The organism is Erythrobacter sp. JB1-7 (assembly GCF_057365015.1).
This window is the reverse complement of record NZ_CP200291.1, coordinates 1,153,861-1,176,917: the sequence shown is the minus strand read 5'-3', so window position 1 is coordinate 1,176,917 and position 23,057 is coordinate 1,153,861. Positions and strand designations below refer to the sequence as shown.

The following is a 23,057-nucleotide window of genomic DNA, read 5'->3' as shown; positions in this document are numbered from 1 at the left end:
TCCCGGCTCACAATATATTTGACGGCCAACAAGTATCATGCTTGATGATGAGTCAAGAGCAATGTCCCATTGGGTGAGGAAATCCGCGCATGTACCAATTTTCGGAGGAAACGACGGCGATTGTTGATCTGGTCCGGCGATTGGTCAAAGATCATCAAGTGCCGCTTGAAAGGCGTATATTGGCGGGCGAAACGCTTGTCCCTGATGACTTTGCGCCCGGACGCGATGCTGCAAAAGCGGCTGGCCTTTGGGGTCTGACAGCACCGAAATCGCTAGGCGGAATTGAGTTGCCGATTGTCACCTACCTCGCCATCTTTGAAGAGAAATGTAAGTGCCTGGCCGAGCTCCAATTCGGGGGAAGCAGTACGCTCACCAATCTTTACGGTTTGGAAGGCGAGCAGAAGAAGCGGTATCTTGACCCGCTTCTTGCTGGCGAAAAGCGGCATTGTTTTGCTCAGACCGAACCCAGTGGCGGCGCCGACCCGGCCATGTCCGTCAACACCAGCGCAAAGCGCGACCCAGATGCGAGTGGGTGGGTTATTAATGGTGACAAGATTTGGATCAGCAACTTCGCTCACGCTGATTATGTCTTTGTTGTTGCTCGCACCGAGAAGGGCAAAGGAGCCGCTGGGATTTCCATGTTTGGCGTCGAGACGGACAATCCGGGTATTACCGCTCGTGAAATTCCAATGCTGGGCCAGTTTAAAACCCATCAGCTGATCTTTGACGATTGCAAAGTGGATGAGCTTTCACTGATCGGCGGTGAAGGCGCTGGTTTCAAAGGGGCGCAAAAGGCACTCTCTGCAGCCCGCTTCGAGGTTGGCGCACGCGCCTTGGGCATCGCTCAACGCTGTTACGAAATGATGGTGGACTATGCCAAAACGCGCAACGCTTTTGGCAGCGCATTGAGCGAGAAACAGGCTATCCAGTCGATGATTGTCGACAGCTGGATTGAGATCCAACAAAACCGTTTGATGATGTATGCCTGCGCGGAAAAGGCCGACCAAGGCCATGACACGCGGGTAGAGGCGAGCATGATCAAGATGGTCTGCACCGAAATGGTGGGCAAAGTCATCGACCGCGCGATCCAAATCCACGGCGGTGCGGGCGGCACCTATGAGAGCCCGCTTGCCCATTGGTTCGATGGCCAAAGGCTGGCTCGCATTTATGAAGGGCCAACCGAAGTCCACAAATACCGGGTAATGGCGCGGCAATTGCTAAAATGACGGGTGTTCTTGCCGGGGTCAAAATCATTGAAATCTCGGGCATTGGTCCGGGGCCGTTTTGCGGCATGTTGCTTGCCGACTTAGGCGCGGAGGTCATCGCTATTGAGCGTCCCGCCTCAGACATGGGCAAAGCGCGGCCTAACCAGATATACCACCGCGGCAAAAGCTCGATTGTGCTCGATCTCAAAGCACCTGGCGTTTCCCAAGTCGTGCTCAAACTCATCTCAAATGCTGATGCGCTCATCGAAGGAATGCGGCCCGGCGTAATGGAGCGGCTAGGCCTCGGCCCGGACGTGTGTTTGGAGCGCAATCCGTCGCTGGTTTACGGTCGTATGACTGGTTGGGGGCAGACCGGACCGCTCGCCCAGGCGGCTGGACATGATAGCAACTACACAGCCCTGTCAGGCGCGCTTTGGTACGCCGGAGCATCAGGCAGCGCTCCGCAGGCGCCTTCTACAGTGCTTGGCGATATCGCTGGCGGAGCGCTCTATCTGGCGCTCGGAATCCTGTCCGGCATACTGCGCGTAAGATCAGGTGGACAGGGCCAAGTCGTCGATGCCGCAATCGTCGACGGATCGGCGAACCTCCTCAATCTGCTTCTATCAATGATAGCGTCCGGCGGCGGCGATTTTGCCAGAAATGCGCAAGGCTTCGACAGCTCGCACTGGGCCGGTCAAAGCTACCCTTGCGCTGATGGCGGTTGGATCAATATCGCCCCGCTTGAGCCGCAATTCTACGCCGAACTTATAGAGCGGATTGGGCTCGGTGCAGATGAGCGCTTTACAAGAGGGCAGCTCAATCCGGCCCTTTGGCCTGAGCTCCGCGATGAACTCACTCGGCTTTTTGCAAGCCAGCCGCGCGCGCATTGGCAATCACTTCTTGAAGGCACGGACAGCTGCTTTGCTCCTGTCCTTGCCCCTGATGAAGCAGCACAGCACCCTCATATGGCGCACCGGCACGTCTATCACCGCGTGGACGACGTGTTGCAGACCAAGCCCGCGCCCGAATTTTCACGCGACACCAGCGCTGCTCCGCAGGCGCCCCCGCCAAGGGGTAAAGACTCTAGAACAATTCTCAGCGGTGCCGGGTACAGCGCCAATGAGATCGAACACCTTATTGAAAATGGAATAGTGTCAGCGTCGTAAATGACGAAGACGTCTTTGAGAGGATCTTAGCAAATGGACAAAGACATGCTCGATCAATCAGGCCGGGTTTCACTGGTCACGGGCGCAGGGCAAGGCGTGGGCAGGCAGATCGCCCTTCACCTGTCGGCCCACAACAGCGGCGGCGTTGCTGTAAACGACTACCATCTCGATCGGGCAGAGGCGGTTGCCGAAGAAATCCGCGCAGAAGGCGGCAAAGCGATTACGGTTCAGAGCGACGTGACCGATCTTGATGCGGTCAAAGATATGGTAGCAAAAGTCAAAGCCGACTTGGGTCCGGTTGGGACGCTGATCAACAATGCTGGCAATATGGGGGCAAACCCGACCGCAGATGTGATGAAGCCGTTTTGGGAAACCGGGCCAGAAGTTTGGAACCAGTCGATCGGCGTCAACCTTTATGGCGTTATGAATTGCACCGCTGCCGTAATGCCTGATTTGATCGAGCGAAACGCTCCGGGGCGTATTATTACGATCATCTCTGATGCTGCGCGCAATGGCGATGCAGGACTTGAAATGTATGCTGGTGCAAAAGCCGGCGCAGCAGGCTTTATGCGCAGCGTCGCCCGCACCGCTGCAAGGTTTCAGGTCAACGCAAATTGCATAGCAATTTCCGCCACCCGCACGCCGGCAATCGAAGCGCAATTGGCCGATGCTGAGCGGGTGAAAAAGATGTTCTCCCGCTACATCGTCCGGCGTCCGGGCGAGCCCGATGACATTGCCAACATGGCGCTTTTCCTCGCCTCTGATGCGAGTTCATGGATCAGCGGGCAGACATATCCAGTCAACGGCGGATTTACGCTCGCGCTCTGAGCAGAATGGCTCTCGACCGGGTTCAAGGGCATCCCGAACCAGTCAAATACGCCCAATCGTGGGAAAAGCATGTCTCTAAGCTTTCCAGAGTTTGCCGGCATTGGGCGAGTGCCTCTTTGAAGCAACCCCCTATCATAAACGGCGTTATTTTTCTAGCGGCTGTCCAAGCTCGTGAATCTGGTCGTCTGCTTGTAAGGTCTTTAAATGACCAAGAGAAACACTCGTGCCGTTGGTTCCGGAATCACCAGAAGGCAGGAATCAGCTCCTATCCCGTGGAATAACAAAGAAACGGCACAAGAGCTTATCGAGGCGCTTGAAGGCGCGCTTCGTGATGTGGGAAAACTATGGGGCACAAGGGCAAGATTGATTGAGCTAGCGAGGGAGGAGCTTGATGCTCTTGAAACGGACTTGGCAGAGCGAGGGATCGAATTCGACGCCTACAACGCCCATTTTAGGAAGCATGAATCTTACGGCTGGTACCTTAGAAGGATCGTTATCTACTCGAAGCAGGCTGAGCTGACTATTGAGGAAAGAAAAGCTGAAAACGCTCTGGAATTAGCCATGTTGGTAGGCGAGACATTGTCAGAACTCCGTCTCAAAGAAGCTTGGGATGGTTTTGTTGAGAAGGCCCAAGAAACTAAACGCAGGCAGGCGGAAGGACCGAAGAGTCGTGCCAGGCATCCGAAGTATTTGAGATACCAAAGCGTCTGCGCTGAGCTTGAAAAAGGTGCTTCGAAATCGCAAGCGTTTCGAACAGTGGCGAATAGACTGTTTGTCTCCCCTTCGACAGTGAAGGCCGACTTTTACGCGGAAAGAAAGTTGTACAACCAGTAGTGACTGTCCAGATTTGATTGCTCTTATTTGCGTACCGGCACGAATCACAAGGAGCCGGAACGTGAACAACAGCAGAGAAGACTTACCCGCATATCTGACCCCAACTGAGGTCGCCGATCGGTTGCGCACCAACCTTAGAACGCTTGAGGGCTGGAGGTATAAGGGTATTGGCCCAACCTTTACGAAGGTTGGTAGCAAGGTCCTTTACCGGCGTGAGGCGATCATCCGCTTTGAAGATCTCGGGGATATGAAGCCAGGAGCCAACCATGGCGAAGGGTAGACGCTGTCCGAAAAGGCTTCTCGATTTAGCCTTCGAAGACTTTGGGATCTGCGGCAATACCAAACTCGTATTCCTGATCATGTGCCGAGCGGCAAACACAACTGGGATATGCTTCTTGGCCATCGATACAATCGCCCGATCAACTGGCGTGAAGCGTTCGACCGTGACTCGAAAAATTCGACATTTGGTCGAGGCAGCCCGACTGGTTCGAATTGACGGTAAGAGCGGACGAGCAACATGGACCTATCGGGTCTTCCCTGGTGGAAAACCAAGATCGTGGCACGCCTCGAAATGCACTGGGCAGCCAAGTCGATTTGACCTGCAGAATCCTGATGGTGAATCCCAAAACAAAAAAAGAGAAGCATCGCCTCCTGTGGACAGGTTGGGGAAAATCGAGCGTCTGAAACGATCCGCTTCCATTGGTGAAGTGGCAACGCGCTTGCCCTTTTTGAGGGGCGAGGCGGGAGATTGATTTCGGTAGGTCTGAGGAGACGGGGGGAGCCAAAAACCTTACCCCCTTTCAAGCGGACACCGGCGGGGGTGTTTATTTTCTCTGGTCGCGAAATGGCGAATAGGGGTTGGCAACTGGCCCATGAGTCTAAGTGATTCGGAAGACTCCATTTTTCTTATCCAGGCGCACCCTTTTCCGGATCAGAAACGCGCGCTTAAGAGTGTTTTCGCATTGGCGGATATACCTCTGCTTACTCGGCATTTCGCTTTGACCACGCCGCGGATTGACCATTTTCGCCTTACTGGCCTCAATCGAGCTTCATGAGACGCAGATGAAGGAGCTCAAGGACCATGCCTTACGGCCGAAAACCAAAGCCCGTTCACCTCAAACTGGTTGAAGGCAACCCAGGGAAAAGAAAGCTACCGCATCATGAGCCTGGCAAGCAGCGGCGGCCTCGCGCGCCTACATGGCTCACCAAGGAGCAGAAGAAGACTTGGACGCATTGCGTGAAGTACGCACCTTATGGATTGCTCCAACACATCGATACAACGCTTCTCGCTCAATATGTGATCGCCTGTGCTTCTTTTCGCGAAGCGAGCGAAAACTTTGAGGCTGGTCCTAAGCTCATCAGGTCGCCCAACGGCATGGCGATGCCAAGCCCTTGGTACTATGTCCGCTCAAAGCAATCTCAGCATCTGCAATCCTCGGCGAGCGAGCTCGGGTTTACGCCGGCCGGACGAGCACGGCTGGGAGTACGGGACAGCCACGAGCCCGAAGAGCTTGAGGATGATTGGTTCAATGACTGAGCATTGGCCAGCATCAAATGTTCTGAAAGTTGAGCTTAAGTCGCTCAAGGCTTTCGAGAACAATGCACGCACCCATAGCGAAGAACAGGTCGGACAAATCGCCAAAGCGATTGAGGAGTGGGGATGGACGAGCCCGATCCTGATCACCAAAGATCGAACGATTATTGCAGGTCATGGGCGAGTGCTAGCTGCGAAAGAGCTTGGCATCAAACAAGTGCCGGCGATGATCGCTGAGGGCTGGAGTGACGAGCAGATTCGAGCCTATGCGATCGCGGACAACAAGCTCGCGCAGAATGCAGGCTGGGATGAGCATTTGCTTGCCTCAGAACTTGGCGAACTGCGCGATGCCGGCTTTGCCGTTAATCTCGTTGGGTTTTCAGAATCTGAATTGGGCGAGCTAGGGCCGATCGAGTCCAACTATTTGAAGGAGCCCGACGAGGTTCCAGATTACCCAAAGGAAGCAACCACGAAGCTAGGTGATGTTTGGCAATTGGACGAGCATCGGCTGATTTGTGGCGATGCGACCGAACTTCTTACCTATGAGACCCTGATGGAAGGAGAATCCGCTAACGTCTGCTGGACGGACCCGCCCTACAATGTGAATTACCAAAGCAGGGCAAGCCGCATTGAGAATGATGATCTCGAAGACGATGAGTTTTTGGAACTCCTGCGCACTTCCCTCGAGTCCGTGGCAGGATCTTTAGAGCCCGGTGGTTCAATCTATGTCTCGCATTCGGACACGGAAGGATTGAACTTTAGGCGAGCCTTCCAAGAGGCAGGCTTCAAGCTTTCTGGTGTCCTCGTTTGGGAGAAGAACTCGTTGGTGCTGGGGCGCTCAGACTATCAGTGGAAGCACGATCCGATACTCTATGGCTGGAAGCCTGGAGCAGCCCATAGCTGGCACGGCGACCGTAAGCAGACGACGATTTCTGAGTATGGCGGTGGGATCTTCTCCGAGAATGAAGATGGTTCAATTTGCGTGCGCGTGGGCAACGAGACGATCATCGTTGAAGGCAAGAACTTGACTGCGCGAGCCATCGAGCCGTCGATCATTCGAGCAGACAAACCCAAATTCTCGTCTGATCATCCAACGATGAAACCGGTAGAGCTCATCTGTTCCATGTTGAAGAATTCGGCGCAAAGAGGCGATGTTGTCTTAGACCCTTTTGGCGGGTCAGGCTCGACGATGATCGCGGCCGATATGCTGGGACTAAGTGCAAGATTGATCGAGCTGGATCCCATTTATTGCGACGTCATCGTCCGACGCTGGGAAGAATTTGCAGGAAAAGAAGCGCTTAGGATAACCGCAGTCTGACTTTGGGCCGACTGCCGACTGACCGCTTTGCACCGACTCTACTGGTAAACGGACAGCGCTCTTATCTGCCAAGCCTTTAACGTGGTCACCCACTATATCCCAGAATTGTCCAACGCTATCTTGCTTCAAAAGCCATAGACATTCTAACTAAGACAAATGACTGTTATGATCGGTGACCCGAACGAACGTAGACGTTTGTCGCAAGCAATCGGCTCAGCTCTCGATGAAATTGTTCGCGAGCATTTGATGGGCTTGCCAGAGGAACCCGACATAACTTCCCGGATTGGTCAACGCCTTGAAGATCATTTCGAAGGCTTGGAAACCGACAATCACAAAATTCGAGCATGTCCGTCGTCAGATAAATTGAGACTCGCTTGGGTTTTGGCTTAGCGAGTGTATGGTCTCATCTGGTTGATGTGTTTTAGGCGGCTAGCTTTCGGTGAAGCAAGCGCCGATGTTTTAACGTCTGTCGTTTGATCCTTTCTCTTCGTTGGATGATGGTTGCGGCCCTGCCGAAGTAGGCGTCGGCAGGTGTGACGTTGTCGAGGCTCTCATGGTAGCGCTGATGGTTGTAATGCTCGACGAAGGCCTTGATCTGACATTCCAGATCGCCGGGCAGGAAGTAGTTCTCCAGTAGAACACGGTTCTTGAGTGTCTGGTGCCAGCGTTCGATCTTGCCCTGGGTCTGCGGGTGGAACGGCGCACCACGCACATGATCCATGCCGTTCTTGCCGAGATAGTCGGCTAGTTCTTCAGCAATGTAGCTCGGCCCATTGTCGGATAGCAGTCTTGGCCTGTGCTTGACGTGGGCGTGGTCGCAGCCCGATGCTTGCAGAGCCATATCCAACGTCTCGGTGACGTCTTCGGCCTTCATGGTCGTGCATAGCCTCCAGGCGATGATGTAGCGCGAGTAATCATCCAGCACGGTCGATAGATACATCCAACCCCATCCGATGATCTTGAAGTAGGTAAAGTCTGTCTGCCACATCTCGTTCGGACGTGTTGTCTGGGTGTGGAACTGATCAGCAGCCTTGATCACGGTATAGGCAGGGCTGGTGATCAGATCGTGCGCCTTAAGCAGCCGGTAAACCGTGGCTTCAGACACGAAGTAGCGCTTCTCGTCGGTGAAGCGCACCGCCAGCTCTCTGGGCGATAGCTCGCTGTACTCCAACGCCATATCGACGATCTGCTGCTGGATGGTCTCAGGGACACGGTTCCATGCGCGCTGTGGTCCGGGCTTTTGATCCTCCAACGCCGCTTCACCGAAGCGCTGATAGAGGTCGTACCAACGATAGAAGGTAGGACGGGCAACGCCCAGCATGTCCAGTGTCTTCTTCACTGGTAGATGGGATCGCTCGACCAGCCTGATGATCTCCAGCTTCTCAGAGGCGGGGTATCTCATTCTTCGTCTCCCCCATCCCCGATTGTGCTTTTTTTGAGCAGACGCAACTCCAGCGCCTGCTCAGCCACAACCTCCTTCAGATCACGCGCTTCCCGGCGCAGGTCCTTCACCTCGTCAGTGGTCGCCGCACGCGAAGTATCGCCAGCAAGCCTGCGCTTGCCTGCCTCCATGAACTCCTTCGACCAGGTGTAATACAGGCTCTGGGCTATGCCCTCCTTGCGACACAGCTCGGCAATACTGTCATCGCCGCGCAGGCCCTCAAGCACGATCCGTATCTTCTCTTCCGCTGAAAACTGACGCCGCGTTTTGCGCCTGATATCCTTCACCACCCGCTCAGCAGGTGCTTTGGAATTTGCTCGTTTTGATCTCATCTTCGTTCCTTACAGTCACTACGATGAGACCAAAACACTCCTCTATCCAATCACCTCAATCTGTCTCACAAACGCTGACGGGGAACAGCTGATCGACCATCGGAATGAGCGAAATTGGGGAGCAAAGCCGACGCCCATTGAGCATTTTCTCTACCGGCCAATCCCGAAGCGCTAGTTCGTATTGCGAAGCTGCTCATTGATCAGCGCGGATACATCATTGGCTGCTTGCAAAACTGGTTGGTTAGCGAGGTGAGCGTAGCGCGCAGTCGTCTGGACTTGGGTATGGCCAAGCAGCTTTCCAATCATCGGGAGACCTTGGCCGTTGCTCACTGCCACGGAAGCAAACGTGTGGCGTAGATCGTGGATCCGCGCATCCTTTAATCCGGCGCGGCCTCGAAGTCGCTGCCAGAACGGCTGGAGATCGGTCAGGTGTGCACCCGGGTTCCGGCCAATGATTACAAACGGGTTGCCCTCAATTCTCTCGATTTCACTCAATACCTCTATTGCAGCCGATCCTAGGTGTACGACCTTAGCTCCGGTCTTTGAGTCCGGCAGCTGTAGTGCGCAATTTGATAGGTCGACGTGCTCCCAGCGCAGTTTGAGAATTTCACCGAGGCGACAACCGGTGAAAAGAAGCAGTCTAATCGCAGCGATGGCTGAAGGCAGTTCGATCCGCTCTTCCTCCATATCAGCGAGTACGCGGCCTAGCGATTGAAGTTCGCCAGCCGAGAAGTAGCGCTCTCGCTTCTTCTCAGGGTACTTTTTGATATGCTTGCGAGGGTTCGTCCCATCAGGCCTAAGCCCCCAGAGCTCTGCCAGATTGAACATCTTAGAAATGATCTCAATGTTGCGATTAGCCTGATAGGGACGATGACGCCAATCATGGTGATACTTGGCAATATCGGCACGGGTCACATCAATCACGCGAAGGTGCCCGATCGCCGGCAGGATGAAGAGTTTGAGATTGCGCCGGTACTCCTTCGCCGTACTGGCCTTCAACCTTACGGCAATGTGTTCATCGTCAAATCGCTGTGCCAGCTCTGATACGGTGATGGCATCGCGGCGCTGACGTTTCTCATATTGTGGGTCCACATCGTTCCTGATCTTGACCAGTGCTTCCAGTGCTAAGCCTCTTGCTTGGTCGGGCGTTATAGCCCCAAAGCGCCCCAAGCTCATCCGCCGAGAAGTTTTGCCAAATCGATATTGCAGGACAAATTGCTTTCTTCCGGTTGGAAAGATACGAATACCAAGTCCCGACAGCTCGCTATCCCAGACGAAATAGTCTTTCCCAGATGGTTCGAGCGCTTCGATTTGCCTTTTGGTGAGCTTTGCCAATTGGACCTCTTGTTACCAGTTCTGGTTTCGAGGCTCGATCCGGAAGCAAATAGGAAGCAGGAGGGAACGAACCGTAGCGAAACCGTGCGGAGCGACACAGGACTAACCCGCTCCAACAGTCAATCTAACATGCTGAAAACAAGTAACTAAAGGCAATAGAACGTATGGCGACGTATGAGTCGCGAATAGCCCTCATAACCTGAAGGTCGTAGGTTCAAATCCTACTCCCGCAACCAGCAATTTTGCAGACCCATTTTAGGATATGCCTCACTGGTGACAGTGGGGCTTTTTTCGTTCTGCGGACATATATGTGAGCAAGGCCGGTGATGATCATTGCACCGGGCCGCGGCGGCTGGGCTTCTTTGGCCAGTTTGCCGCCTGTAAGGACAGAGTTTTTTAGCGAGCTTGCGGTTCAAATTGTTCGATGAAGAGCCGCGAACGGTTCAGGCCCTCTTGCCGATTTTTCGCCGATCTTTTGCCTCCAATTTGAACGGTTGGATCGATATCAAATCCCGTTCCTGCACTGAGTTAGGCAGATATCGCTTGGTTAATTATTGTAAAACCATGGCTTTTTTAAGCGATTGAGAAGACTTGTTCACGAAATTCGTCGGCATTTGGACACAGCTCGTCTGGTCATGATTTGGCTTTGTGCTAATCTTGGGTGATGCAGCAATTGCCAGAAAATGCGTCTTCTACTTAGGCGATTTTTAAACGGTTTGAGGGGTCTGCGGTGAAAAGCAAAACAAAGCGCAAGTCTCATCTTTTGGCGCTTGAGCCTCGAATGATGTTTGACGGTGCGGGCGTAGTCACTGCGCTTAGCGTCGATGCGGCACAAAGCGCGCAGACGCTCGATCATATTCCTATGACGTCCGCCTTGGTGGGGCCGATTGCGATGGATCCGCAAAGCGTGGTTGCTCGCGACGGGGCCTACACCGCACTGCCCGCAAAATCGGGGGCGATTGGCGATCCGGTTGATTTGGGTGATCTAGACGCCGGCGGGCATGGTGATCGCGCGGATGATGCGGTTGATGCAAGGGAAGCGGCGTATTTCGGTTCCGAGCGAGGAAATGCGGCGGATTTTGGCTTTGACCACAGCCTTGCGGTGCCGCTCGCCGCAGGCGCGGCGAATGACTTTATCTTCATCGACACCAGCATCGAAAACTATCAGGAGCTGGTCCAAACCTGGCAAGGGCGCGGCACGATCGTTCTGATCGATGCCGGATCTGATGGGGTGGATCAGGTTCTTTCTGCTCTTGCCGGGCAAAGCGATATCGGAGCCATTCACATCGTCAGCCACGGCGAAGATGGCATGTTTTGGCTGGGTGATACACGCATTGATAACGCGGCGTTGACCGGCGAATTGGCAGGCGTATTCGCATCAATCGGTGCAAAGCTTTCGGTCGATGGCGACATCCTTCTTTATGGCTGTGATGTCGGGGCGGATGAGGCGGGTCAGGCCTTGCTCAACAATCTGGCCGCGATCACGGGCGCAGATATTGCCGCATCGGTGGATGATACCGGCCATATCCTGCGCGGCGGGGATTGGACGCTGGAAAACCGGGTAGGCCAGATTGAGGCTGCCACTCTGGTTGCACAGGATTGGTATGGCCTGCTGGCGCCAGCGGCATTTGTCACAGGCGCTTTTGATGTCTTTGATGAAAACGGCAATCAGGTGGCGGACAATACGCGCCTGACAGCGGTTGGATCCTCTGCTGTTTGGTTTGATGTCGCGACGGTCAACGGCCAGCAAATCAGTGTCAGAGCGACGGTAACGGCTTTGACCGCCGGCGATGATGTCCAATTCAGCGGGCCGGGCGATGATTTTGGCGTGTTCCTGCGCAAAGGCAGTTCTGCTGGGCTAGGCACGGTTGAGGTTCGCTGGGACATCTTCTTCACTGCCACTGGTGCACCTGCCAATGTTGATGTGAATTTCACTGTCGCAGATATTGACGGCGCTGGAGGGCCGGAGACGCGCGAGTTTCTGGTGATCGACACCGATACTTTGTCCTCGTTTGAGGCTGCCAATGGCTCCAATGTCCTGTTTGACACCTCGGTTCCGGGCGAGGTTACCGCATCAGGCTCGCAGAACGAGAGCGGCGGTGTACCTTCCGCTGCTCGTTTCAACTGGCTCGATACCAACAGCTTCACCATTGAATACAACCTTGCCAATGGATTTGGCGGCGCGTTTTTCCGGCATGATGGCGATGCGGATTTCAATCTGGGCACTGGCGGCACAACCGTTTCGATCCCAAGGCTCGATCTGGATGGCAATAACAGCACGGCGGCAGGGTCTGCCTATATGGGCACCTATGTTGAAAACAGCGCTGGCGTGTCGATTGTCGATAGCGATGTCACGATCACCAATCCCAATGGCCAAGTTGAAGGCGCGAGCATAACGCTGACCAATGCGCAGGCGGGTGATGGCTTGCTGGTCAATGGCTCAGCTGCGGCATCGGGCACTTTGGCGGGCGGCATTGCCTACACGCGCACGGCAACCGAGATCATTTTGAGCGGTCCTGCGACTGCCGCACAATATCAGGCGGCGCTTCAGGCTGTCACATTTGAGACTGTGGGCGAATTTCCCAGTCAGGCTGATCGGTTGATTGATATCAGCTTTGAAAATGCCGCGCTGACATCGAATGTCGCGACCGCAACGATCAAGGTTGTCGAGGTTAACGATCCGCCCATAGCGGTGGATGATCCGCAGCAGACCACCGATGAAGACACGCCGATCACCAATATCGATGTGCTGGCCAATGATAGCGATGTCGATGACGCTGTGCTTACCGTCACGGCGGCGAATGCGAGCAATGGGACGGTCACGATCAATCCCGATGGTACGCTGAATTACACGCCCAATGCCGAATTTAGCGGCACGGATACGATCACTTACACAATCAGCGATGGACGAGGCGGGACAGATACAGCCATTGTCCCGATTGTGGTGAATGCGGTCAATGATGCGCCCGTGACTGCGGGTAACCTTCCCCCGCAAACCAATGTGGATGCCGATAGCGGGATCAGCGTTGATACCTCTGCCGGGTTTAGCGATGTCGACAATGCATCGCTGACATACAGCGCGGCCGGTCTGCCGCCCGGTCTTTCCATCAATACGGCCACTGGCGAGATCACTGGCACGATTGACAATTCGGCGAGCCAAGGCGGCGCTGCGGGTGTTTATAGCATCGTGGTCACGGCGACGGATGCAGGCGGGCTGAGCGCGGCCCAGAATTTCAGCTGGACTGTCACCAATCCTGGCCCTGCGGCCAATGATGACACCGCATCGACTGATGAGGACACGCCCGTCACTGTCGGCGTGCTGGGCAATGACGCAGATCCTGACGGCGATGATCTGACCGTAACATCGGCAAGCGCGCCCAATGGCAGCGTGGTCATCAATGCGGATGGCACGATAACCTATACGCCTGATGCTGATTTTAACGGCACTGATACCGTGACATACACTATCAGCGATGGCGAAGGCGGCACATCGACGGCCACTGTTACCGTTACCGTGGACGCGGTGAATGATGCACCTGTGGCAGCCGGGACATTGCCGCCGCAAACCAATGTGGATGCAGATGGCGGGATCAGCGTTAATACCTCTGGCGGGTTTAGCGATGTCGATAACGCATCGCTCACTTACAGCGCGGCCGGGCTTCCTCCCGGCCTTTCCATTGACACCGCCACTGGCGAGATCACCGGCACTATCGACAATTCAGCGAGCCAGGGCGGCGCTGGCGGGGTGTATTCCATCGAAGTGACGGCGACCGATGCAGGCGGTTTATCGGCAACGCAAACCTTCAGCTGGACCATCACCAATCCCGTGCCTATCGCGGTTGATGACACGGCGAGTACCAATGAAGACACGCCTGTTCTTATCGATGTCTTGCCCAATGATAGCGATCCTGATGGCGATGTGATCAATGTGATATCGGCAGTTGCATCGGTGGGTCAGGCCACCTTGGTGGGCAATCAGATCAATTTTGTGCCGCCTGCAAACTTTAACGGCACCGCCACGATCACCTATACAATCAGCGACGGCGAAGGTGGAACATCGCAGGCTCAGGTCGTCGTCACTGTGGGCGCGGTGAATGATGCGCCCATTTCCACGCCAATTCCGCCGGAAAATGTGCAGGATGGCGAAACGATTTCGGTGCCGGTCGCCGGTTCCTTCACCGATGTCGAAGGCGATACTCTCACCTTTAGTGCGGCCGATTTGCCGCCGGGTCTGTCGATTGATCCTGTCACAGGTGTGATATCGGGCACGATCACTCCTGATGCCAGCCAGACCAATGGCGGCGTCTACACAGCCACCATCACAGTCGATGATGGCAATGGCGGGACAACGACCGAAACGATCACGTTCAACGTATCGAACCCGCCCCCGCTTGCCAGCAATGACAGCGCGTCCACTGACGAAGATACGCCCGTTACAATCGACGTGCTGGCCAATGACAATGATCCTGATGGTGATCCGCTGACCGTTACGTCTGCCGATGCGCAAAACGGAACGGTTGTGATCAATCCCGATGGAACCGTCACGTACACTCCGAACCCGGATTTCAACGGCACTGACACCATCACTTATGAAATTTCCGATGGGAATGGCGGAACGTCAATCGCGACCGTGAATGTCACTGTGGCGGATATCAATGATACGCCGATGACAAGCGGTTCCATCGGCGATCAGAGCAATCTGGATGATCAGGCGATCAATCTGCCGGTTGCAGGGGCGTTCAATGATCCTGATGGCGACGCGCTGTCCTTTTCGGCAACGGGCCTGCCTGCCGGGCTGACGATTGATCCTGTGACGGGCATCATTTCGGGCACGATTGATAATTCCGCCAGCCAGGTGAATGGTGGTGTTTATTCGGTCACTGTGACGGCGGATGATGGACGCGGCGGAACCATTTCGCAGACATTTGAATGGACGGTTGCAAACCCTGCGCCCATTGCCAGCAATGACAATGCGACCACCGATGAAGACACGCCTGTCAACATCGACGTGCTTGCCAATGATGTAGATCCCGATGGCGATGATCTGACCGTGATTTCGGCCAGCGCGGGCAATGGCACTGTCACAATCAATCCCGATGGCACGCTGGTTTACACACCCAATCCTGATTTCAACGGGACGGACACGATTGTCTATACCATCAGCGATGGGGAGGGCGGGGAAAGCTCTGCCAGCGTCGATGTGGTCGTTGCGCCCGTCAATGATGCGCCGACAACCGTTGGTCTGCCCAATCAAAACGGCGAAGACAGCCAGACCGTTTCAATCCCCACGGCAAGCGCGTTTAACGATGTCGATGGCGATGCGTTGACATTCACAGCGACAGGCCTGCCGCCGGCTTTGACGATTGATCCGGTTACCGGCGTAATCTCAGGCACACTGGCAGCGGATTCTTCGCAAAACGGGCCGTTTATTGTCACTGTGACAGCGACCGATCCATCTGGCGAACAGGTCAGCACACAATTCGTCTATTCGATCCAGAACATCCCGCCCATCGCGCAAAATGATACGGCCACCACGGCTGAGGACACGCCTGTCACCGTGGCGGTGCTGGCCAATGACAGCGATCCTGATGGCGATCCGTTGACCATTACCAGCGCCAACAGCGACAATGGCACAGTTGTGGTGAATGCCGATGGGACAGTCACTTTCACGCCCGATCCCGATTTTAACGGCGATGCCACTGTCACTTACACGGTAAGCGATGGGCAGGGCGGTGTTGCAACGGCGACTTTGGTTGTCACCGTGACCGGCGAAAACGACGCACCAACAGCAGTGGCCATCCCCGATGTGGTGAATGAGGATAACCAGTCCGTTTCTGTCGCGACGGATAGCTTTTTTGATGATGTTGATGGCGATACGCTCACCATCTCGGCCACGGGTTTGCCTCCGGGCCTTACAATTGACCCGGCCACTGGCATTATTTCGGGCACTCTCGATATTGATGCAAGCCAGGGCGGACCAGCGGGCGACGGTGTTTATGCCGTTACGCTGACGGCTGATGATGGCAATGGCGGCACCGTTTCCCAGACATTCAGCTGGACTGTCACCAATCCTGCGCCCACGGCCAGCAATGATGCAGCGACCACCGATGAAGAGACATCGGTGAATGTCGATGTGCTGGGCAATGACACAGATCCTGATGGCGATCCGCTCACCGTTATATCGGCCAGCGCGCCCAACGGGACTGTGGTGATCGAAGCGGACGGCACGCTGACTTACACGCCCAATGCTGATTTTAACGGCACCGATACGATCACGTATGAAATAAGCGACGGCAATGGCGGTGTTTCAACCGCTGCGGTGGTGGTGACAGTCAATCCGGTCAACGATCCGCCAGTGGCGGTTGATGATGCGGTGACGACGGATGAAGACACTCCCGTTACGATCGGCGTGCTGGGCAATGACAGCGATGTGGATGGTGATCCGCTGACTGTAACAAGCGCGGCATCGCCCGATGGCACGGTTGTCATCAACCCCGATGGCACGATCACTTTCACGCCAAATCCTGATTTCAACGGTAACACCACCATCACTTATGAAATTTCCGATGGTAATGGCGGCACTGCGACAGCGATTGTCGATGTCACGGTCAATCCGATCAACGATCCGCCTGTGGCAAATCCCGATATGGGCACCACCAATGAAGACACGCCTGTTACGGTTGATCTGATCGGAAACGATACTGATGCCGATGGCGATCCTTTGACCATTACAGCGGCCAATGCCCCCAATGGCACAGTGGTTATCAATGGCGATGGGACCGTCACTTATACGCCTGATCCCGATTTTAACGGCACAGATACAATCACTTACACGATCAGTGATGGCAATGGCGGGTTCTCTACCTCCACCGCGACGATCACGGTAACGCCTGACAATGATGCGCCGGTTGCCGCGCCCATTGCCCCGCAAAGCAACAATGACGATGCGCCTGTCACTCTGGATGTGTCAGGCAATTTTAGCGATGTTGATGGCGACACACTGACATTCAGCGCGGCGGGTCTGCCGTCGGGCCTGTCGATTGATGCAAACGGCAACATCACCGGCACTATCGACAATTCAGCAAGCCAGGGCGGGCCTGCTGGCGATGGTATCTACACTGTCACGGTCACAGCCGATGATGGCAATGGCGGGACTGTCACATCCGCATTCACCTGGACAGTGGCCAACCCGGCTCCTGTTGCAATTGATGACAGCGCGGCGACGGATGAGGACACGCCTGTCAATATCGACGTGCTGGCTAATGACAGCGATCCCGATGGCGATGATCTGGCGGTTACCAGCGCTCTTGCGGCCAATGGAACGGTTGTGATTGAGGCGGACGGCACTGTCACTTACACGCCCGATCCCGATTTTAATGGCACCGACACCATCACCTATACGATCAGCGATGGCGAAGGCGGAACATCGACCGCTACGGTCACTGTCACGGTCGATCCTGTCAACGATGCACCTGTTGCGGCGCCGATCACCGCGCAGAACAATGTGGATGCAGACAGCGTATCCCTGCCGGTCGCTGGCAATTTCAGCGATGTCGATGGCGACACTTTGACATTTGCGGCAACCGGCCTTCCGCCGGGCCTCAGCATTGATCCTGCCACGGGCGAGATCACCGGCACAATCGACAATTCCGCCAGCCAGGGCGGGCCGGGCGGTGATGGCATTTATTCGATTACCGTTACCGCCGATGATGGCAATGGCGGCACGGTCAGCTCAACGTTTAGCTGGACAGTGACGAACCCCGCGCCAGATGCGGCGGATGACACCGCGGCAACCGATGAAGATACGCCGGTCGATATTGATGTTCTGGCCAATGACAGCGATCCTGATGGCGATGATCTGACGGTCATTTCTGGATCAGCGAATAACGGGACCGTGTCGATCAATCCCGATGGGACGATCAATTACACACCTGATCCCGACTTTAACGGCACGGACACGATCACTTACACCATCAGCGATGGCGAAGGCGGGACGGACACGGCCACTGTTACCGTGACGGTAAACCCGCAAAATGATGCGCCTGTTGCTGATCCGCAATTGACCAATCAAACCGATGAAGATGGCGATGCGATTGCGCTGGATGTGTCGGGCAATTTTGATGATATTGATGGCGATACGCTCACCTTTACCGCGGCCGGGCTTCCCCCCGGCCTGTCGATTGATACCAATGGCAATATCACGGGCACAATCGACAATTCAGCGAGCCAGGGCGGACCCGGTGCAAATGGCCTCTATACCGTCACCGTCACCGCTGATGATGGCAATGGCGGCACGGCCAGTTCCACCTTTGTCTGGACCATTGGCAACCCGCCGCCTGTCGCATCAGATGACACCGCGACAACCGATGAAGATGTGCCGGTTACCATCCCCGTCCTTGCCAATGACAATGATCCTGATGGCGATACTCTCACCGTTACTGCGGCCAGCGCGAATAACGGCACAGTCATCATCAACGCCGATGGCACCGTCACTTACACACCCAATGGCGATTTCAACGGCACCGACACCATCGTCTACACCATTGATGATGGCGAAGGCGGCACATCGACAGCGACTGTCACAGTCACTGTAAACCCTGTGAATGATGCGCCTGTAACGGTGGGTCTGCCCGATCTGGTTGATGGCAATAACGAGGCGATCAGCGTCCCGCTTGCCCCTGCGTTCAACGATCCAGATGGCGATCCGCTGACTTTCAATGTCACAGGCCTTCCAGCAGGGCTAACCTTTGATCCTGCAACGGGGCTGGTTTCAGGAACGACAGACCCGACCGCATCAACAGGCGGGCCAGGTGGCGATGGTATTTACAGTGTCACCGTGACAGCCGATGATGGCAATGGCGGGGTCACCTCCACCACATTCACCTGGACGATCAATAACGAGCCGCCAACGGCCGTGAATGACAATTTCACGACGGACGAAGACACGCCCATCACTATGGATGTGCTTGCCAATGATATTGATCCTGATGGCGATCCGACAACGCCCATCACAGTGATTGCTGCAACGGCGACAAACGGCGTGGCAGTGGTCAATCCCGATGGTACGATCACTTTTACGCCCGATGCAAACTTTGTCGGCACGGCGACCGTCACCTACACGATTGAGGATGCCAATGGCGATCCGGCAACGGCGGTTGCAACGATCACGATTGATCCTGTCAATGACGCGCCGATTGCCACCAATGTCCCTGACCGCGCTGATGAAGATGGCGACGTGATTGCGATTGATGCATCTGCATTCTTTAGCGATATCGAAGGCGATGCGCTGACTTACAGCATCAGCAATCTGCCCGCAGGGCTCAGCATTGATGCCAATACAGGATTGATCACCGGCACAATTGATCCTGATGCAAGCCAGGTCAATGGCGGCGTCTATTCAGCCATTATCACAGCCGATGATGGCAATGGCGGCACGACCGATATCATGTTCGTTTGGACTGTCACCAATCCCGGCCCCGCCGCGGCGAATGACACCGCATCGACAACCGAAGATACGCCTATTGCCTCTATCGATGTGCTGGCGAATGACAATGATCCCGATAACGATGCACTAACGGTCGTATCGGCAAGCGCGCCCAATGGCACAGTGACTATCAACCCGGATGGAACCTTGGCCTATGCGCCTGATCCTGATTTCAACGGCACCGATACGATCACTTACCAGATCACTGATGGGCAGGGCGGCACATCAACCGCGATTGTCACAGTGACAGTGGGGGCTGCGAATGATGCCCCAACTGCGCAGCCTCTGCCACCGCGCGCGAATGCCGATGCTGAACCCATCAATATCGATGTGTCCGGCAGTTTTGACGATGTGGACGGTGACATGCTGTCTTTCACCGCCAGCGGATTGCCAGCAGGGCTTTCGATTGATGCGGGCGGCAATATCACCGGCACGATTGATCCAGGTGCCTCCATTGGCGGGCCTGGCGGTGACGGTATCTACGACGTGACGATCACAGCCGATGATGGCAATGGCGGCACTGTCAGCACCACGTTCACCTGGAGCATAACCAATCCCGCGCCTGTCGCTCAAAATGATGCAGCGACAACCGATGAGGACACGCTCGTCAATATCGACGTGCTGGACAATGACAGCGATCCCGATGGCGATGCGCTGAGCGTTGTTACCGCCAGCGCGCCCAATGGCACGGTGGTGATCCTGCCCGATGGCACGATTGATTACACGCCGAACCCTGATTTCAATGGCACCGATACGATCAGCTACACGATCAGCGATGGCAATGGCGGCACGGCCAATGCGACGGTGACTGTAACTGTGAACCCGGTGAACGATCCGCCGGTTGCGCAGGATGACAGCGCCGTCACCGATGAAGACACCCCCGTCACTATTCCCGTGCTGGTCAATGACAGCGATGTCGACGGTGATCCGATCACCGTAACCAGTGCAAGCGCGCCCAATGGAACCGTCACGATCAATCCCGATGGCACAGTGACGTACACGCCTGACCCTGATTTCAGCGGCACAGACACCATCACTTACACCATCAGCGATGGCATGGGCGGGACCGACACGGCGAGCGTCACTGTCACCGTGACCCCGGTGAATGACCCCCCTGTTGCCATGGATGATACCGCCGCAACACCCGAAGACACGCCTGTCACCATCCCCGTGCTCAGCAATGATAGCGATGTGGATGGCGATACGTTGGCGGTGACCGATGCGGCATCGCCCGATGGCACCGTTACTATCAATCCCGATGGATCGATCACTTTCACGCCCGATCCGGACTTTACCGGACCTGCCACCATTACCTACACCATTGATGATGGCATGGGCGGCACAGCCACCGCAACCGTAACGGTTGATGTTGGCGCTGTGAATGATCCGCCGGTTGCAGTGGATGACACAGCAACCACTGATGAGGATACGCCCGTTACCATCCCGCCGCTTGTGAATGACAGCGATGTGGACGGCGACCCGCTCGAAGTGATCGATGCGAGCGCTGGCAACGGAGCGGTCGTCATCAACGCTGACGGCACCGTAACCTACACGCCCGATCCCGATTTTAATGGGACCGATGTCATCACGTACACCATCAGTGATGGCAATGGCGGCACAGACACCGCGACGATTACTGTTACGGTTGACCCCGTGAATGACGGACCCGTCGCACAAGATGACACTGTCAATACGGCCGAAGATCAGCCCATTACCATTCCCGTGCTCGCCAATGACAGCGATCTGGATGGCGATCCGCTAACGGTGACAGATGCTACATCGCCCGATGGCATGGTCACCATCAATCCTGACGGGACGATCACGTTTACCCCCGATCCCGATTTCAACGGCCCCACCACTATCACCTACACCATTGATGATGGCATGGGCGGCACGGCAACCGCGACTGTCACTGTGAATGTCGCGCCGGTGAATGACCCCCCTGTCGGTGTTGATGATACCGCCTCCACCGATGAAGACACGCCTGTCACCATTCCCGCTCTCACCAATGACAGCGATGTGGATGGCGATCCGCTTACCATCGTGTCTGCCAATGCGCCCAACGGCACGGTCACCATCAACCCCGACGGTACGCTGACCTATACGCCCAATCCCGATTTTAACGGCACCGACACGATCACCTATCAGGTGAGCGACGGCATGGGCGGGTTTGATACGGTGACGGTCACAGTAACGGTGAACCCGGTTAATGATCCGCCTGTTGCAGGCAATGACGTAACCAGCGTTGACGAGGACGGTTCGGTCACCATTCCTGAACTGGTGAACGACACCGATGCGGATGGCGATCCGCTGACGGTTACTGAAGCTTCTGCTGAAAATGGCACGGTCACGATCAATCCGGACGGATCGATCACCTATACGCCCAATGCCGATTTCTTTGGCACCGATACGATCACTTACACCATCGATGATGGCAATGGCGGCACGTCCACCGCGACGATCACCGTCACGGTCAACCCCATCACCGAAACACCGATTGATGACGACGAAGCATTCACTGTCATCAGCGGGGGCGAGCGTATTTTGGATGTGCTGGCCAATTCCAGCGATCCCGATGGCGATCCGCTCAATATCTTCTTTGCAGAAACAGATGTGGGCGAAGTTGTTATCAATCCCGATGGCACTTTGTCATTCACCGCGCCGCCTGAATTCGATGGCATTGCGACCATCAATTACATTGCGTCTGATGGTAATGGCGGGTTTGTGGCATCAACCGCGATTGTCACTGTGGTTCAGGCAACCGCGGATATTTCGTTCCTGATCAATCAGGATCCCAGTGGCGGCTTCCCTGATTTGGAGCGGACCAACCGCGAGATTGACCAAGATGATCAGTTTATCGCAGCGCCGCTTGTCATCCTTGATACGGCAAATGGTTTCCGCGATCTTCGCGGCACAGGCACATTGAATGTCGATCAGCCTTTGCTGACCGCCGTTAACAACATCAATTCTCTGCGCGGGCTGGGCACGCTGGATGTGCAGGGCAGCCCGATCGGTGACGTAACGCGTTACATCGATGATATTCGCGATATCCGGTTTGGTGTCGACCGATTGTTCGACCCGCGCTTCGGTGATTTCATTCCGGAAAGCCTCACCGGGTTCTCTGTCCGTCAGCTTACGACAGGCAATGAACTGTTTATGATCGAGAGCATTGTGCGCGACCGTGTGGTCTATGTCGAAATGCGCGACATTGGCCCCGAAAACGCGCCGCGCATTGTCGAATTTCAGCTGGTGACCCGCGATGGATCGCCTCTGCCTGACTGGATCCGCATGGATGCACGCGGTCTGGCGATCATAGAGCGTCCGGTTGATGCAGAAGCGATTCGATTGATCGTTCGCGCTGTTCTTGAAAATGGCGAAACGGCCGAGACAGCCGTCGTAATCCAAGGGGCGACCGGCGAAATTCAGCTTGATAATGGCGGCGGCGACCAAGCGGCGAAAGCGGACACGCTTGATGCGCTTATGGCCAAGGTCAATTCGGAAAAAGACGACGAGGCGAGCGCATTGCTCGCAGCCTTCAGTTAAGAAAATTCAACGACGAAACTCAGATAAAGGCACGGTG

12 protein-coding genes are annotated in these 23,057 nt (G+C 55.4%); 10 read left to right on the top strand and 2 right to left on the bottom strand.

Annotated elements, in window-relative coordinates; genetic code table 11:
* Positions 1-89: 89 nt before the first annotated feature.
* The 9 genes from AC0V6W_RS05680 (at position 90) to AC0V6W_RS05640 (ending at position 7,275) form a co-directional block, all read left to right on the top strand.
* A complete protein-coding gene (locus AC0V6W_RS05680; protein WP_486148028.1) occupies positions 90-1,226 on the top strand; it encodes an acyl-CoA dehydrogenase family protein in 1,137 nt (378 codons plus the stop codon).
* The gene (locus AC0V6W_RS05675) at positions 1,223-2,371 is read left to right on the top strand and encodes a CaiB/BaiF CoA transferase family protein (RefSeq protein ID WP_486148026.1); all 1,149 of its coding nucleotides are present in this window, start codon (positions 1,223-1,225) and stop codon (positions 2,369-2,371) included. Before AC0V6W_RS05680 ends, AC0V6W_RS05675 begins: the two co-directional genes overlap by 4 nt.
* Before the next feature lie 33 nt (positions 2,372-2,404).
* Positions 2,405-3,199 (top strand): SDR family NAD(P)-dependent oxidoreductase, encoded by a 795-nt coding sequence (locus AC0V6W_RS05670; RefSeq protein ID WP_486148024.1) that lies wholly within the window; start codon positions 2,405-2,407, stop codon positions 3,197-3,199.
* Positions 3,200-3,403: 204 nt separating this feature from the next.
* A complete protein-coding gene (locus tag AC0V6W_RS05665) occupies positions 3,404-4,033 on the top strand; it encodes a hypothetical protein (RefSeq protein ID WP_486148022.1) in 630 nt (209 codons plus the stop codon).
* A 61-nt stretch (positions 4,034-4,094) separates the two neighbouring features.
* Positions 4,095-4,313, top strand: coding sequence for a helix-turn-helix domain-containing protein (locus AC0V6W_RS05660; protein ID WP_486148020.1), 219 nt, complete (start codon positions 4,095-4,097; stop codon positions 4,311-4,313).
* A complete protein-coding gene (locus AC0V6W_RS05655) occupies positions 4,300-4,785 on the top strand; it encodes a helix-turn-helix domain-containing protein (protein WP_486148018.1) in 486 nt (161 codons plus the stop codon). The genes AC0V6W_RS05660 and AC0V6W_RS05655 overlap by 14 nt, the downstream gene beginning before the upstream one ends.
* A gap of 329 nt (positions 4,786-5,114) precedes the next feature.
* Positions 5,115-5,570 (top strand): phage terminase small subunit P27 family, encoded by a 456-nt coding sequence (locus AC0V6W_RS05650; RefSeq protein ID WP_486148016.1) that lies wholly within the window; start codon positions 5,115-5,117, stop codon positions 5,568-5,570.
* On the top strand, positions 5,563-6,885 hold the full coding sequence (locus AC0V6W_RS05645) for a site-specific DNA-methyltransferase (RefSeq protein WP_486148014.1): 1,323 nt from the start codon (positions 5,563-5,565) through the stop codon (positions 6,883-6,885). Before AC0V6W_RS05650 ends, AC0V6W_RS05645 begins: the two co-directional genes overlap by 8 nt.
* Before the next feature lie 156 nt (positions 6,886-7,041).
* A complete protein-coding gene (locus AC0V6W_RS05640) occupies positions 7,042-7,275 on the top strand; it encodes a hypothetical protein (protein WP_486148012.1) in 234 nt (77 codons plus the stop codon).
* 31 nt (positions 7,276-7,306) lie between these two features.
* On the opposite strand, the gene AC0V6W_RS05635 is transcribed toward AC0V6W_RS05640, so the two are convergent.
* Both AC0V6W_RS05635 and AC0V6W_RS05630 read right to left on the bottom strand, forming a co-directional pair.
* Positions 7,307-8,658, bottom strand: a protein-coding gene (locus tag AC0V6W_RS05635; protein ID WP_486148010.1) for an IS3 family transposase whose coding sequence is annotated in 2 segments (ribosomal slippage) — positions 7,307-8,322 and positions 8,322-8,658 — 1,353 coding nt in all. Because the reading frame shifts where the segments join, the coding sequence is not laid out codon by codon here.
* Positions 8,659-8,829: 171 nt separating this feature from the next.
* A complete protein-coding gene (locus AC0V6W_RS05630; RefSeq protein ID WP_486148008.1) occupies positions 8,830-9,993 on the bottom strand; it encodes a tyrosine-type recombinase/integrase in 1,164 nt (387 codons plus the stop codon).
* Between the two features lie 781 nt (positions 9,994-10,774).
* Between AC0V6W_RS05630 and AC0V6W_RS05625 the strand changes: the two genes are divergently transcribed.
* On the top strand, positions 10,775-23,020 hold the full coding sequence (locus tag AC0V6W_RS05625; RefSeq protein ID WP_486148006.1) for an Ig-like domain-containing protein: 12,246 nt from the start codon (positions 10,775-10,777) through the stop codon (positions 23,018-23,020).
* The last annotated feature ends 37 nt before the right edge of the window (positions 23,021-23,057 follow it).